The 15710-nt window shown below is 69.2% G+C and carries 9 protein-coding genes; all 9 read left to right on the plus strand.

Annotated elements, in window-relative coordinates; translation table 11 throughout:
* Positions 1–59 precede the first annotated feature (59 nt).
* A complete protein-coding gene (locus ABRP34_RS21230; protein WP_003801986.1) occupies positions 60–1031 on the plus strand; it encodes a MoxR family ATPase in 972 nt (323 codons plus the stop codon).
* A gap of 61 nt (positions 1032–1092) precedes the next feature.
* A complete protein-coding gene (locus ABRP34_RS21235; RefSeq protein ID WP_353713434.1) occupies positions 1093–2373 on the plus strand; it encodes a DUF58 domain-containing protein in 1281 nt (426 codons plus the stop codon).
* On the plus strand, positions 2370–4829 hold the full coding sequence (locus ABRP34_RS21240) for a transglutaminase domain-containing protein (protein WP_353711684.1): 2460 nt from the start codon (positions 2370–2372) through the stop codon (positions 4827–4829). Before ABRP34_RS21235 ends, ABRP34_RS21240 begins: the two co-directional genes overlap by 4 nt.
* A gap of 41 nt (positions 4830–4870) precedes the next feature.
* Positions 4871–6181, plus strand: a complete 1311-nt coding sequence (locus ABRP34_RS21245; RefSeq protein ID WP_353713435.1) for an RDD family protein — start codon at positions 4871–4873, stop codon at positions 6179–6181.
* Complete coding sequence (locus ABRP34_RS21250) at positions 6178–7056, plus strand: protein phosphatase 2C domain-containing protein (protein ID WP_353711685.1); 879 nt, start codon at positions 6178–6180, stop codon at positions 7054–7056. The genes ABRP34_RS21245 and ABRP34_RS21250 overlap by 4 nt, the downstream gene beginning before the upstream one ends.
* A complete protein-coding gene (locus tag ABRP34_RS21255; protein WP_353711686.1) occupies positions 7043–8773 on the plus strand; it encodes a hypothetical protein in 1731 nt (576 codons plus the stop codon). The genes ABRP34_RS21250 and ABRP34_RS21255 overlap by 14 nt, the downstream gene beginning before the upstream one ends.
* Positions 8770–10365, plus strand: a complete 1596-nt coding sequence (locus tag ABRP34_RS21260) for a serine/threonine-protein kinase (RefSeq protein ID WP_353711687.1) — start codon at positions 8770–8772, stop codon at positions 10363–10365. Before ABRP34_RS21255 ends, ABRP34_RS21260 begins: the two co-directional genes overlap by 4 nt.
* Positions 10366–10440: 75 nt before the next feature.
* Positions 10441–11145, plus strand: a complete 705-nt coding sequence (locus ABRP34_RS21265) for a hypothetical protein (protein WP_003802002.1) — start codon at positions 10441–10443, stop codon at positions 11143–11145.
* The gene (locus tag ABRP34_RS21270; RefSeq protein ID WP_353711688.1) at positions 11142–15626 is read left to right on the plus strand and encodes an FtsK/SpoIIIE domain-containing protein; all 4485 of its coding nucleotides are present in this window, start codon (positions 11142–11144) and stop codon (positions 15624–15626) included. Before ABRP34_RS21265 ends, ABRP34_RS21270 begins: the two co-directional genes overlap by 4 nt.
* Positions 15627–15710 lie beyond the last annotated feature (84 nt).

Genomic DNA, 15710 nt, shown 5'->3' on the forward strand with positions numbered 1-15710 from the left:
CCGGACCACCGCCTGCTGAGAACGAATACGCCTGGAATGACACAGAAGAGGACCAAACCATGACAATGACTAGCGAGCAGGCCGCCTGGTTTGCTGGGACGTTCGAGAAGCTCGTCGCCAACGTGGGCCAGGCTGTCCTGGGCAAGGCGCACGTCATCCGTCTGACCTTCACCGCGATGCTGGCGGAGGGCCACGTCCTCTTCGAAGATGCCCCTGGCACTGGAAAGACCTCGTTGGCCCGTGCGCTGGCGGCCACCGTCCAGGGGTCCAACAGCCGCATCCAGTTCACGCCGGACCTGCTGCCCTCTGACGTCACCGGTGTGACCATCTACGACCAGAAGACCCAGAAGTTCGAATTCCACAAGGGTCCGATCTTCAGCAACATCGTGCTTGCCGACGAAATCAACCGGGCCTCGCCCAAGACGCAGTCGGCGCTGCTGGAAGTCATGGAGGAGTCCCGCGTCACCGTGGACGGCACCACCTATGAAGCCGGCCGGCCGTTCATGGTGCTGGCCACGCAGAACCCGATCGAGCAGGCCGGCACCTACCGGCTGCCCGAGGCCCAGCTGGACCGCTTCCTGATCAAGACCTCCATCGGATACCCGGACCACGCCTCCACCGTCCAGCTCTTGGGCGGAACCAACCTAAAGGACCGCTCCCGGGACCTGCAGCCGGTCATCACCACACAGGCCGTGGCCGACATGGCGGACCTCGCCGCCACCACGCACGTCGACACCGCCGTGCTGGAGTACATCTCCCGGCTCTGCGAGGAGACCCGCAACGCGCCGGAGACCCGCCTGGGCGTGTCGGTGCGCGGCGCCCTCGCCATGGTCCGGGCGGCCAAGGTCTGGGCCGCGGGCCAGGGGCGCAACTTCGTCCTGCCGGACGACATCAAGGACCTCGCCGGCGTCGTCTGGACCCACCGTCTCGTGATGGACCCCGAAGCCGAGTTCTCCGGGGCAACGGCCGAAGCCGTTCTGGGACGCGTCCTGGCCGATGTCGCAGCGCCGCAGCAGCGCGCCGCCGTCTAAAGTGCAGCGGTTTAGGGTGCAGGCATCCAAAGTTCGGCTGCCCAGGACAGGGCTGCCCCGGATGCGGCCGCCCGGGCTGCGGCCCCAGGGCCGCCCGTCCAGGGTGTGGTCGGATGCCGCCGGCACCGCGCGCCTGGCGCTGGGTCCCGCCTGGCGGATAGCCGGCGGTGTATGGGGCCGCCACGTCCGGCCCGTCCTGTCCGTGGTCAGCGTCCTGGGCTGGTCGGTGCTGGCCGCCGCGGTTCTCCTGTGGGCGGCCGGAAGCGCCTACGGCTGGCAGGAAGCCAAGGCGGCGGCCATTGCGGCGCTGGTGCTTTTCGTCATCGCCGTCGGCTTCATCCTGGGACGGTCCTCCTACGGTGTGGTGCTCGACCTCGCCCGGACCAGGGTGGCCGTGGGGGACAGCGCCGTCGGAAGCATCGCAGTGTCCAACACCTCTGCCCGGCCGCTCCTGCCCGCCGACCTCGAACTGCCCGTAGGGGCAGCCACCGCCGTCTTCCACCTCCCGCGGATGAAGCCGCAGCAGGTGCATGAGGACCTCTTCACCATCCCCACGGCGCGCAGGGCCGTCATCGTGGTGGGTCCGGTGCGCTCCGTCCGGGCCGATCCGCTGCACCTGCTCCGCCGGCAGGTGCTCTGGACGGAACCGGAGGACCTCTACGTGCACCCCCGGACTGTTGCGCTGGCCGGTTCCGCCGCCGGGTTCATCCGCGACCTGGAGGGCATGCCCACCACGGAGCTGTCCAGCGCGGACGTTTCCTTCCACGCGCTGCGCGACTACGTCCCGGGGGACGACCGGCGGCACATCCACTGGAAAACCACAGCCCGGACCAACAAGCTCATGGTCCGCCAGTTTGAAGAAACCCGCCGCGCGCATCTGGCCATCTCGCTGTCCATCAACACGGATGAATACGCGTCGGACGAGGAATTCGAGCTGGCCATATCGGCAGCCGCGTCGATCGGCCGCCAGGCCATCCGCGAACAGCGCGAGCTGGACGTCCTGACGCAGGCCGGTCCGCTGCGCTGCGAGACCGGCCGCAACATGCTGGACGACATGACCCGGATCGTCGGCACTCCGCTCCGGAAGACCGCCGTAGACCTCGCCCGCACACTGGCCGACACGGTGCCCAACGCCTCGGTGGTCTTCTTCGTCGCGGGCAGCCAGGTGACGCCCACCCAGCTGCGCTCGGCCACCGCCTCGGTGCCGCCCGGCGTCCGCAGCCTCGCCGTGCTCGTTGACCTTGGCGCTGCGCCGGCCCGCGCCAACATTGGCGACCTGACCGTCCTCACGGTCGGTGACCTCTCCGACCTTCCCTCCGTCCTGCGAAAGGCTGCAGCATGAGTGAGGCCCCCGGTCTCCGCCCCCGCCGTCCGGAGCGTCCAGGCCGCTCAGACAGCCCCCGCCGTTCAGACAGCGCCCGCCGTTCGGCCCGGCCCGCTGCCGCGTCCGCGTTCGCGGACGGCCGGCCGCGGTGGCATTTTGTGCTCGACGGCGGTGCCCTCACCATGCTGCTCGGGCTGGGTATCCTCGGGTTCAGCCTCAGCTTCGGCGGCGACCCCCATTACCTGGTTGCCGGTTTTGGCGGGATCATCCTGGGCCTGGCCATCGCTGCCGGCAACGCCCATTTCCGGCTGGGCCTGCTGATCACCACGGCCCTGGCCTTCGGCGGTTACCTGGTACTGGGGACGGCCCTCGCCGTGCCCGACGCCGCGGTGGCCGGATTCCTGCCCAGCCTGGAATCCCTGCGGACGCTGCTGCTCGGCGTGGTGTTCGCTTGGAAGGACATGCTCACCGTCGGAGTGCCCGTGGGCACCGCGGGCGGCGTGCTGATCGTCCCCTTCCTGAGCTCACTCATCACGGCAGCCGCCGCCGGCGTCCTCACGTGGCGGATCCGGAGCCCCTACTGGCCGCTGCTGCCGGTCCTGGTCCTGTTCGTCACGGGCATCGCCTTCAGCACCAACGCCGGGTTCCTGACCGTGGAACGGGGCATCGCGCTGACGGTGGTGGGCATCGCCTGGGCCACCTTCCGGCGCGACGCCCTTCGCCGGCACGACACCCACAAGGTCTCGGTGAACCGTCCCCAGCACGACGCCGGCACTGCCGGGAAGGCGCGCATGCGCCGCTTGGCGGCCGGAGCCGCCGTCCTGGCGGCGACGGTGGGCATCACCGCGGCAGTATCGCCGCTGATCGCCGCCGGTGGCGAGCGGCGAGTCCTCCGCAACGTCGTCGTACCGCCCTTTGACCCCAAGGCCTACGTCACGCCGCTGGCGAGCTTCCGCAACTTCGTCAAGGACAAGAAGGACGACGCCCTGTTCACCGTCAAGGGGCTGCCGAAAGACGCGCGGGTCCGGCTCGGGGCACTCGATTCCTTCAACGGCACCAACTACAGCATGGATCCGAACGGCTCCGGCAGCTTTAGCAAGGTGGGCGATGCGAAGTCGATCAACACGCTCGCCGGTTCCACGGACGCGGTGCCGACGAACGACTACAGCCTGGACATCACCATTGATGACTACCAGGGCTACTTCGTCCCGGGCGGCCGGAAGACCACCGGGCTGAGCTTTGGCCCGGGCTCATCCGGCGCCGCCTCGGGGCTGTACTTCAACTCCGGAACCGACACCGCGGTGACCACCCAGGGCCTGTCCCGGGGCGATTCCTACACCGTCCAGGTCTCGGACCCGGTGAAGCTCGAGCATGGGCAACTGACGCAATACGACTTCGCCAGGGTCAGCCTGCCCGACACCACCCACGTGCCGCCGGTGGTGGGCGCCCAGGCAAACGACCTCGCTGCGGACGCCCCGACCGCCGCGGACCAGGTCCGGCAGATCGAGGCCCACTTCCAGATGAAGGGCGCCTTCAGCAACGGGCTCATCGCCGACGGGCAGCTCCCGAGTGTCTCGGGGCACGGCGCGGCGCGCATCCGCGACCTGCTGACCGCCAAGCAGATGCTGGGCGACGATGAGCAGTATGCCGTGGCGATGTCCCTGATGCTTCGCCATTTGGGCATCCCCTCGCGTGTGGTGATGGGCTTCTATCCCGACCCGAAGAGCCCGGAGAACGGTGCCGGCGAAATCAGGATCCTGGGCAAGGACGTCCATGCCTGGGTGGAGGTGGCCTTCGACCGCGTGGGCTGGGTGGCCTTCGACCCCACCCCGCCCAAGGACAACGTTCCCATCCCGCCCGATCCGGAAAACAAGTCCAAGCCCAAGCCCCAGGTCCTGCAGCCGCCGCCACCGCCGCAGGAACCGGCCGACCTGCCGCCGGACTCCTCTCCCGACGCCCTCGACGCCGACGAGAAGAAAAACAACCCCTGGCTTATCTGGGGTCCCATCCTCACCGCCATCGGCATCGCCATGATTCCCGCAGGCATCCTCGCACTGCCGCTGCTGCTCATCGCCCTGCTCAAGTCCCGGCGCCGGAAGGCCCGCTTCACCGGCGGCGATCCTGCCCAGCGGGTCGGAGGCGGCTGGAACGAGGTCCTCAGCCTGGCAACGGACATGGGTGCCAATGTGGACAAGCGTGCAACCAGGCGGGAAACGGCGGCGGCAGTCGCTGAGGCGTTCCCCGCCACCGGCACCACCACAACCCTGCTCGCGCACCGGGCTGACGCCTCCATCTTCGGGGCGGGCCAGCCGAGCGAGGACGAGGTGCGGGAGTACTGGGACGTCGTGGACGGCTCGCTCAGGGAGATGACCGGAACCGTTGGCTTCTGGCGGCGCCAGCAGGCGCGGTTCTCGCCACGGTCGCTGCTGGCTGAGGCCCGGGCGGCCCTGGCCGCGCGGGGGTTCCGGCGGTGAACGGCGAGGGGCCCGGAGCTGCCGGGGGAACAGACCGGTGCCTGCGCTGTGGGCAGCCTGTCCTGGCCGGGGCGAGCTTTTGCGGTGCGTGCGGCTCCCCGCTGCCCAACAGGGGAGCCATGCCCAGCCGGGGCGGGAGGCAAGCCGCTCCGATTCCCGGTAGCATCCCGGTAGGGCTGGGGGAAGGATCGGACATGTCAGGCACTCTTGCGCTGGTTCCAGCGGCGCCGGGCAAACGCCTCGGCGCAGCCGTCCTCGACTGGCTTGCGCCCGTGGCTATCCTGACGGTTCTGCTGTCGTTCGGGTTCGCAGGCATCACCAGCACGCGGAGCGCCGGACTCATCATCTACGACACAAGCCTGCTGGCGCTCCTTGGAAGCATCGGAGCCGGACTGGCGCTTGTCTACGCGTTCGCCGTCGCAACTGTCGAGGGCCGCTCAGGCAACACCATCGGCAACCGGCTGATGGGCATCCGCAGCGCCGACAAGGACGGCTACGCGCCGGGACTCGGGGCTGTGTTCCTGCGGGGCATCGTGACCGGCGCCGGCATCCTGCTGGCCGTCCTTGCCTCGGTACTGGTGGCCGTCTTCAAGTGGTTCGATGCCGCCCCGCTGATCCTCGGTCCGCTGCTGCTTCTCGGTACGGCCTGGGCCGCCGCCGTTGTGGTATCCAGCGACTGGGACCGGAACGGCAAGCTCCGCGGATGGCACGACCGTGCGGCCAAGACCCTTGTGTTCGACGTCGTGAACGGCCGCAATCCCGTGGCCACCGGCGGCATCGAAGGCCCGTACAGCTTCGCACCCCTGGACCTGCCCCCGGTGCAGCACGTGGCATCCCCGGTTGCTTCCCGGACGCCGGTTGTCCCGGGCCCGGTTGCTTCCGAAACCCCGGTTGAGCCGCTCCCGCCTGCGGCCCCTGCTGTTCACCTCGATACTGCTGCTCATCCGGAAACTGCTGCTCACCCGGACGATGCGATGGACCGCACCCAGGTCCGCGCCGGCGTGCGCCAGGACGCGCCTGAGGCGGTGCTGAGGATAACGCTCGACGACGGCCGCGACTTCCGCCTGGAACGGACCGTCCTGATCGGACGCAATCCTGCACCCGCCGCCGGGGAATCGCAGGCACAGCTGCTGCCGGTCCCGGACCCCGGCAAGACCATTTCCAAGACGCACCTCCACCTGCTCACGGACGGCACTGGCCTCTGGGTCACCGACCGGCATTCGACCAACGGCAGCGCCGTCACCACACCCGACGGCATGCGCACGGCGTTGCAGCCGGGCGTGCCCGCATATGTCAGCCCCGGAACCACAGTTCATTTCGGGGACCGCACCTTCAACGTAGGACACGCATGAATTCACAGCAGGTGGCCGGAACTCCAGGTACCGGCGGCGAGCCGGGCCTCAGGCTGAGCTACGGCTACGGAACGGACCGGGGCCTTCGCCGCGAGCTCAATGAGGACTCGTACATAGCCTCGGATCCTGTGTTCGCCGTCGCTGACGGCATGGGCGGCCATGAAGCCGGCGAGGTAGCCAGCGGCATGTGCGTGCGGGCGCTGGCACAATTGCCGCAACTGGCCACGGGGGAGCGGACAGCCACCGCGGGAGTGGTGCAGCAGTATCTGTCCAGCGCCGACGAATCGATCCGCTCCGCCACCGGCTCGCGGGCCGGAACGACGCTCAGCGGCGTCGTGGTCGTGGAGCAGATGGGTGTTCCCTACTGGCTGGTCATGAACATCGGGGATTCCCGGACGTACCGGCTGAGCCAGGGCCGGCTCTCGCAGGTCAGCGTGGACCACTCCGAGGTCCAGGAGCTCGTCGAGAGTGGCGAGATCACCGCCGAGGAGGCCGCGGTTCATCCCCGCCGGCACGTCGTGACGCGCGCGCTGGGCGCCGGCGACGAGACTGAAGCCGACTACTGGCTCCTGCCCATTGAGGAAGGTGACCGGATGATGGTGTGCTCGGACGGTCTCAACGGGGAGCTGACGGACGGTCAGATGCTGGAGATCCTCAGCACTGTCGAGGACCCCCAGGAAGCCGTGGATGCCCTGATCCAGGCAGCGCTGAGGCGCGGGGGCCGGGACAACATCACGGTGATCGTCATCGACGCCAGGAACGTGCTCAACGATGCCGGTATCGCGGCGACGGCTCCCCGGACCGCCGCCGACGCGGAAGAGGAAGACACGCTGCCGCGTGCCGGCAGCGAGGACGCCGTCAATGGCCGCAGCTAGCTATGTCCCCGGTGGATGGCTGGGCCTCATCCGGTCGGGAACTGCAGTGATCCTCGACCCCGCCACTCCGGCCACGCTGGTCAGCACGGTGTGGGATCTGCTGGCGAAAGGCCCGGACGCAGCCGAGATTCTTCATACCGTAACCGGAGGATTCGGAGCTCCCCTGTCCGCCAGCCCGTGGTTCGGGATCATCGGGTTCAGTGACTCGCTGCGGGTCTTCCTGCGCGGCGACATCGACCTGACAGTCCAGCTCCCGTCGGGTCCCGTGAACCTCGACGGCCGGAACGTCACCACCTGGACCGAACGGTGGCTGGATACACCCGAGTGGTTCAGCGTGGCGGTGCCCGAAGCCGCGTCAGGGCAGTCCGTACCGTCGGGGCCCGGCTCCGTTGCTGGCAAGCCGGCCGGCGCGTTGCCTGTTGCCGAATTGCCCGTGGTGGAAGGGGCAATGCTGCTGCAGTCCCTGCGCGTCAGCGTTACCGGACCCGGACAAGCCCTGTCATTCCGGCCGGAAACTGCTGCTCCTGCAATGTCTGTTGCTGCCACGTCTGCGGCTGCAATGTCTGTTGCTGCCACGTCTATGGAGGCGTCGGCGGAGACTGTCGCCGGGCTGCAGGAAACTGTCACGGGCTTCACCGAGACCGGTGCTGCCGCTGCCGGGACATTGCCAGAGGAAGTCCTGTCCGAGGAAGCACCGTCCCAGGACGCGCCGCCCGAGGAATCACTGAGTCGGGAAGACAGCCCAGCCACCGAATTCACCAGCTCCTACGACCACCTCTGGGACAAGACCGTGGTGCGCAGCATTGAGGACGCCGCCGTGCGGACCGGCGAGGAGGACGACGACGGTGCTCCCGCAGCCGGGGAGGAGGCAGTTCAGGAAACAGCGGGCCAGGACGCCGACCTGCAGGAAGCTGACCTGCCAGACGCTGCCCTGCCAGGCAATGCCGCCCGTGAAGCAGCGCCTCCGGCGCCTCCGTCGGCACCGGCGCTGTCAGGGCTGATCGACTCGGTGCCGTGGGCGACCGGCGGCGACCGTGCCCCGGGACCCCACGTCCCGCCGTCGTTCCCGGCGCCCAATGCCCAGCCACCGTTCCCGGGACCCCAGGTCCCGCCGTCGCTCCTCCCCGTGCCCGGGCCCCGCGAGGCAGCGGAAGGCGACCACGACGGCCAGACCGTCCTCAAGAGCGCTCTCCCCGCACCCGGGGCCCAGCAGACAGGGCAGAAACCGGAATCCGGCCAGGGCGTTGCCGCAGGCAACGGCCCCCTGGTACTGGCCCGGGTGTGCCCCGGCGGCCACGCCAACCCTCCCACCAGCGGCCAGTGCTTCACCTGCGGGGCGCCGCTTCCGGACGTCGCGAGCCAGGTGCCGCGCCCCCGGCTCGGCCGGCTGCGGCTGTCCACGGGGGAGCTGATCGACCTCGAACAGTCGCTCGTGATCGGGCGGCAGCCGTCCGTGTCCCGGGTCCAAGGCGGCACCATGCCGCGGCTGGTCCAGGTTGCCAGCCCCGGCGGTGATATTTCGAGGTCCCACGTGGAGGTCCAGCTGGAGGGCTGGCACGTGATGCTCTGCGACCTGAAGGCAACCAACGGCACGGTGCTGATCCGCGAGGGCCAGCCGCCGCTGCGCCTTGCCCAGAACGAAATGGCCATTATTTTGGACGGCGACATCGCAGAACTCGGCGATGACGTTTCCTTGCGCTTCGAGGAGATCCTGTGAGTTCCAAGCGGCCGGCGGCGCCACCGCCCCGCATTCCCGGTTTCAACTACGTCAGCCTGCTCGGATCGGGCGGCTTTTCCGACGTCTACCTCTACGAGCAGGACCGGCCGCGCCGCAAGGTTGCCGTGAAGGTCCTGCTGTCCGGCCTCAAGACCGAGGGCGCCCGCCGCCGGTTCGAGTCCGAGGCCAACCTGATGGCCCAGCTGTCCTCGCACCCCTTCATCGTCACCATCTTTGAAGCCGAGGTGACCGAGGACGGGCATTCCTACCTCGCCATGGAGTACTGCTCCCGGCCCAGCCTGGACGTCCGGTACCGCCGGCAGCGCTTCAGCGTGGACGAGGTCCTGGCCGTCGGCATCCAGGTGGCCTCCGCCGTCGAAACGGCGCACCGGGCAGGCATCGCCCACCGTGACATCAAGCCCGCCAACATCCTGGTTACCGACTACAACCGTCCGGCGCTCACCGACTTCGGCATCTCCGGCACGCTGGCCGGCGACGTCGACGAGGACGCCGGGATGTCCATCCCGTGGTCTCCGCCGGAACAGTTCAGGGACGGCAGCGTCGACGGCGTGCTGGTGGACGTGTGGGCCCTCGGCGCCACGCTGTACACGCTGCTCGCCGGACGGTCGCCGTTCGTGCTGCCGGGCGGGGACAACTCCCAGCGTGAGCTCATTTCTCGCATCACCAACATGCCCGTACCCCGGCTGAGCCGCGCCGACGTGCCGGAATCCCTCGAACTGGCCCTAGCAACGGCGATGGCCAAGCCGCCGGCCTCACGCTATTCGTCGGCCCACGCGTTCGCCCTGTCGCTGCAGCGGATCCAGGCCGAGCTCAACCTGGCCGTCACGCCGTTCGAGGTGCTCGAGGAACGCTTGCCGGAGGACGTGCACCTGGACGACGGCGTGGAGGAGACCCGCGTCCGCAACGTCGCGTCCATCGACCCGGACCGGACCGGAAGCGCCCCCACGTTCCCGGCCCGCACCAAGCCGCTGGACGGGGGGCCCGCACCGGCGCCGGGCCCGGTCAGCGGGCAGGCACCGGGCATCCCGCCGTCGGGCCCTGCTGTACCGGCGCCGGACGACTGGGACGACGCCACGGTCCTGCGAAGCAACCAGCCCAAAGCTGCGGAGGATGATGCGCCCGGCCAGCCGGGAGACCAGCCGGCGGACCACGGGAAACGCAACCTGTGGCTCGCCATCTCCGGCGGAACGCTCCTGGCGCTGGCGGTCATCGTGGGCATCGTGATGGCATCGTCCGCGCCGCAGCCGGAGGTCCGGCCCACCGAAACGGTCAGCAAGCCGCCCGCCGACGCCATCGACGACGGGTCCGTGCCCGACGTCGCCAAGCTGGCCGGCAGCGCGGGCGCGCAGGGTAAGGTCCGGTTCACCTGGACCAACCCCCAGCCGAAGCCCGGGGACACCTACAAGTGGCGGATCAAAACGGTCAAAGGCGGCGGAAGCTACCTGTCGACCTCGGCCACCCGGGTGGATGTCACGGCGAATCCGGCCGAACCCACCTGCGTCCAGGTGATCATCGTCCGCACCGACGGATCGGCATCACCCGCCGGCGAGGACTCCATCGCCTGCCTTTAGCACGCGGCAGCGGCAGGCGTGAGAAGCATCAACTGCCGCCCGGCATCAACAGACCCAACGACAAGACGGGAAACCATGGGAGACCTGGCCATAGATTTCTGCGGCGAGTGGTACGAACCGACCGATGAGGACATCTTCAGCATCGGCCGCGAAGGCGACCTCGAGGTGGACGACAACCCGTACCTGCACCGGCGCTTCCTCCAGATTGCCAGGTACGACGGCATCTGGTGGCTCAGCAACGTGGGCAGCCGGCTCTCCGCCACGGTGGCCGACGGATCCGGCGGCATGCAGGCCTGGCTCTCACCCGGCGCCCGGCTGCCGCTCGTCTTCAGCCACACCAGCGTCATCTTCACCGCCGGACCCACCACCTACGAATTCGCCGTCCACCTGAAAACGCCGTCGTTCCGGCAGGAGACCAGCAGCGAAGCCAGCAGCGGGGACACCACCATCGGCCCGGTGGTCTTCACGGACTCCCAGAAAGCACTCATCGTGGCGCTCGCCGAGCCCATGCTCCGGCGCGAAGGCACCGGATTCAGCGCCATTCCGTCGTCGGCAGAGGCGGCCCGGACCCTGGGCTGGGCCATCACCCGGTTCAACCGGAAGCTGGACAACGTGTGCGACAAACTGGACCGGGCCGGCGTGGCCGGCCTTCGCGGAGGCGGCGGCAAGCTGGCCACCAACCGCCGTGCACGCCTTGTGGAGCACGCGGTCACCTCGCACCTGGTCACCGCCGACGACCTCCACCTCCTGGAAAAGATGCGCGGGGACGGCGAAGCATGAGGATCCGACTGACCCTGCGCCGGGACCCTGCGGAGGCCAAGGACCTGGCCGTCACCGTGGACGGGCGCGCCACCGTCGCGGACATCGCCACCGAGCTGTGGACCGCCGACCCCGCCCGGCGGCAGGAGACCGCACCGCCGAACCTCTCACTCCGGATCGACGAGGCATTCGTGGCCGGTGGCATGCGCGGCATCGTCCTCGACCGGGCGGACAACCTCCTCGAATCCGGGCTGCGGCCCGGGTCCGTCGTCTCGCTCACCCAGGTGAGCGACCAGTTCGGCAACCCGAACGACGCCGGCCCGGCCGCCGACCGCGGCCCCGCCGCGGCGACGCTCCGGATCGTCTCCGGGCCCGACGTCGGCCGGGAGTTTTCGCTGCCCTCCGGCACCAGCTACATCGGACGGGACCGGAACGTGGACGTCCGGCTCACCGACCCCCTGACGTCGAAGCGGCACGCCCGCATCACCGTGGGGGAGAGCATCGAGATCGTCGACACAAACTCCGCCAACGGCCTCCAGATGGACGGGCTGCCGGTCACCCGGGCCACCCTGAATTCCTCCGACACCGTCACGCTGGGCGACACCGGGCTGACCGTGGTGCCGCTGGCGCGCAGCGGTGCGGCAGCTCCGACGTCGCCCCTGGTGGACTTCAACCGTTCCCCGCGCGTGGTTCCCCGGTTCAACCCGTCAAAGCGGGTGCCGCCCGCGGGGCCAAAACGGCAGGACCACCACCCCTTCCCGTACATCATGCTGATCGCGCCGCTGATGATGGGCGCGGTGCTGTTCGCTGTGACCCAAAGCCTGCTGTCCATGCTGTTCATGCTGATGATGCCGCTGTTCATCGTGGGCCACTATGTGGACCAGAAGCTGCAAAACAAGCGCGAACGCAAGGAGCAGCTGAAGCAGTTCAGGGAGGCCATGGCAGCCTTCCGGCAGGACACCACCGAGCTGCAGCGCGTGGAGCGGGCCGTCCGGCTCCAGGAAGCGCCGTCCGTCAGTGACACCGTTGACTCCATCTATAAGCTTGGCCCCCTGCTCTGGACCCACCGGCCGGAACACTCCGGGTTCCTGGCACTCCGGTTCGGGCTCGGCACGGTGCCGTCCCGGATCCCGTTCGAGGAACCCAACACTTCGGAAACCGAGACGGAGTACCGGCGCGAGATCGAGGACTGCCTGGACCAGTTCCGGCACATCGAAGGCGTGCCGGTGGTCTCCCAGTTGCGGTCCGCCGGCTCGTTCGGCCTCGCCGGGCCGCGCGGACTCGTCGATGACGTGGCACGGGGAGTGGTGCTCCAGCTCGTGGGCCTGCATTCGCCCGCGGAAGTAGCCGTGGCCGCCATCACCTCGGCACGGTCCAGGGAACGCTGGAACTGGCTGCAGTGGCTGCCGCACGTCGGCTCGAGCCACAGTCCGCTCGGCGGCGACCACCTTGCTGCCGGTTCGGCAGGCGGCACCAGCCTGCTCGCCCGGATCGAGGACCTCGTGGAAGTCCGGGAAGCCACCATGCGTTCGCAGGGCCCAGCGCAGGGTCCGGCGCAGCGGCCCGGCATCGTCGAAGAAACCGCGGACGTTCCGCCGCCGGTGCTGCCCTCGGTGCTGCCCTCGGTGCTGGTCATCGTCGAGGATGACGCGCCGGTGGACCGCGGCCGGCTGACCCGGCTCGTGGAGCGCGGACCCGATGCAGGTGTCCACGTGCTGTGGGTGGCTGCCGGCGTCGAATCCCTTCCGGCGGCCTGCCGCGACTTCATGGCGGTGGACGGCGAGCACGGCACCACCACCGGCCAGGTCCGGCTGGGACGCCACACCTACCCGGTGAGCTGCGAAAGCCTCGACGCCGAACTCGCCGGCCAGCTGGCCCGCATGCTCTCGCCCGTGGTCGACGCCGGCAAGCCCGTGGAGGACGACTCGAACCTGCCGCGGGCCGTGTCCTATGCGGCGCTGGTGGGCAAGGACTTCCTCGACAACCCGCAGGCCGTGGCCGAACGCTGGCAGGAGAACAACTCCGTCCGTTCCACCGCCGTTGCCAACCGCAAGGACAACGGCTCGCTGCGTGCCCTCGTGGGGTCCAAGGGCGTGGAGCCCCTGCACCTGGACCTCAAAAACGAGGGCCCGCACGCGCTGGTAGGCGGCACCACCGGCGCCGGAAAGTCCGAGTTCCTGCAGTCCTGGGTGATGGGCATGGCCACTGCCTACAGCCCGGACCGTGTCAGCTTCCTGTTCGTGGACTACAAGGGCGGCGCCGCGTTTGCCGACTGCGTCCGCCTTCCGCACACCGTGGGCCTGGTCACCGACCTCTCGCCGCACCTGGTGCGCCGCGCCCTCACGTCGCTGCGGGCCGAGCTCCACTACCGGGAACACCTGCTCAACAGGAAAAAGGCCAAGGACCTGCTCGCGCTGCAGCGCGAGGCCGACCCCGAGGCCCCGCCCTACCTGGTCATCGTGGTGGATGAATTCGCTGCCCTGGCCACCGAGGTGCCCGAGTTCGTGGACGGCGTGGTTGACGTTGCCGCCCGCGGCCGGTCCCTGGGGCTGCACCTGATTCTCGCCACCCAGCGGCCCGCCGGCGTCATCAAGGAAAGCCTGCGTGCCAACACCAACCTTCGGGTGGCGTTGCGCATGGCCGATGAGGACGACGCCACGGACATCCTTGGCGTTCCGGACGCCGCCTACTTCGACCCCTCTATTCCCGGGCGCGGCGCGGCGAAAACCGGCCCGGGCCGCATCCAGGGTTTCCAGACCGGGTACGCCGGCGGCTGGACCACCGAACGCCCGCAGCGCCCGCAGATCGACATCGTGGAGATGGCCTTCGGATCGGGTCCCGCGTGGGAAACACCGGCCCCCGACACCGCCGGGCAGGATGAACCCGCCGGGCCGAACGACATCGCCAGGATGACCGCCAACGTCATCGCCGCCGCGGACCTGCTGGCCATCGAGCCGCCGCGGAAGCCGTGGCTGAACCAGCTGGCAACGACGTACGACTTCTCCCTGCTGCCCAACCCGCGCACGGATGAACGGCTCCTGCTGGGAGTTGCGGACGACCCCGCCCACCAGGACCAGCCCACTGTCTTCTACGAGCCGGACAAAGACGGCAACATGGCCATCTACGGCACGGGCGGCTCGGGCAAGTCCGCGGCGTTGCGGGGGATCGCCATCGCGGCCGCCGTCACGCCCCGCGGCGGTCCCGTCCACGTTTACGGGATCGACTGCGGCTCCGCCGGGCTGAAAATGCTCGAGGAGCTCCCGCACGTGGGCGGGATCATCGACGGCGACGATGTGGAGCGCGTGGGCAGGCTGCTGCGCTGGATCCGCGACCTCGCCGAGGACCGGGCGAGCCGTTTCGCCGAGGTGCGTGCCTCCACCATCGGGGAGTACCGCACGCTCGCCGGCATGCCCGATGAAAAGCGCATCTTCGTGCTGGTCGACGGCATGTCGGCCTTCCGAGAGGCCTACGAATACAGCAAGCTTTCCGGCCTCTGGGACATCTTCCTGCAGCTGGCGACTGACGGCCGTCCCCTGGGCATCCACCTCGTCGTCACCGGCGACCGCCCCAACTCGGTCCCGGCGTCGTTGCTCGCCTCCATCCAGCGGCGGCTGGTGCTCCGGCTGTCCGCCGAGGACGACTACCTGACCATGGACGTGCCGAAGGACGTCCTCGGCCAGGCCTCGCCTCCCGGCCGCGGGCTGCTTGGCGGCCACGAGGTGCAGCTCGCCGTCCTGGGCGGCAACTCCAACCTGGCCCTGCAGGCGCGTGAAGTGCACAAACTCAGCGAGGCCATGCTCCGCCAGGGCGTGGAAAGGGCTCCGCGGATTGAGCGGCTGCCCGAGCAGATCGACCTGGACATCCTGCCTGCCGGGCTGCCGGACCTTCCCGTCATCGGTGTGGACGATGAAACACTGCAGCCCGCCACGCTCATGGCCAAGGGCCCGCTGCTGCTCGCCGGCCCGCCCGGCGCCGGCCGCACCGTGGCCCTGGTGACCATGGCGTACGCGCTGCGCCGGTCCAACCCCGGCACCGAACTGGTTTACCTTGCCGCCAGGAAGTCCGCCGTGGCCTCCCTGCCGGTCTGGGACCGCTCGCTGGTGGGGGCCGACGACGTCGAAGAGGCGGTGGAAGCGCTCACGGACCACGCCTCGGCCAACCCGGGCAGGGTGGCCATATTCATCGAGGGACTCACGGAGTTCACGGACACCCTGGCCGAGTCCGGCATCGAAAGGCTCGTGGCGGCGTCCATCAAGGCCGACCAGTGGGTGGTAGGGGAATCCGAAACCTCCACCTGGTCATCGGCGTGGTCGCTGGCGCAACCGTTCAAGTCGGGCAGGCGGGGACTGCTGATCAATCCGGGCGATATCGACGGCGACAGCCTCCTCAATACCTCACTGGGACAGGTCGGCACCGACTTCATTCCGGGACGCGGCTACATCGTTGGCAGGGGCAAGGTGCGCAAGCTCCAGATCGCGCTGCCGCCGGAAAACCGGCAGTAGTCAATTTGGCGCGCCGCGCGGGACTGTAGGAAGATACCCGGGACAAAACTCGGCGCGGGGAGTCCTGCGCGGCTGCAAAGGTAC

The organism is Arthrobacter sp. K5, assembly GCF_040448525.1.
In the GTDB taxonomy this organism is placed as follows: domain Bacteria; phylum Actinomycetota; class Actinomycetes; order Actinomycetales; family Micrococcaceae; genus Arthrobacter; species Arthrobacter globiformis.

What these genes read in the sequence shown, in the direction of transcription:
- ABRP34_RS21230 (WP_003801986.1), top strand. Translation starts at nt 60, where the DNA reads ATGACAATGACTAGCGAGCAGGCCGCCTGGTTTGCTGGGACGTTCGAG.
- ABRP34_RS21235 (WP_353713434.1), top strand. Translation starts at nt 1,093, where the DNA reads ATGCGGCCGCCCGGGCTGCGGCCCCAGGGCCGCCCGTCCAGGGTGTGG.
- ABRP34_RS21240 (WP_353711684.1), top strand. Translation starts at nt 2,370, where the DNA reads ATGAGTGAGGCCCCCGGTCTCCGCCCCCGCCGTCCGGAGCGTCCAGGC.
- ABRP34_RS21250 (WP_353711685.1), top strand. Translation starts at nt 6,178, where the DNA reads ATGAATTCACAGCAGGTGGCCGGAACTCCAGGTACCGGCGGCGAGCCG.
- ABRP34_RS21255 (WP_353711686.1), top strand. Translation starts at nt 7,043, where the DNA reads ATGGCCGCAGCTAGCTATGTCCCCGGTGGATGGCTGGGCCTCATCCGG.
- ABRP34_RS21265 (WP_003802002.1), top strand. Translation starts at nt 10,441, where the DNA reads ATGGGAGACCTGGCCATAGATTTCTGCGGCGAGTGGTACGAACCGACC.
- ABRP34_RS21270 (WP_353711688.1), top strand. Translation starts at nt 11,142, where the DNA reads ATGAGGATCCGACTGACCCTGCGCCGGGACCCTGCGGAGGCCAAGGAC.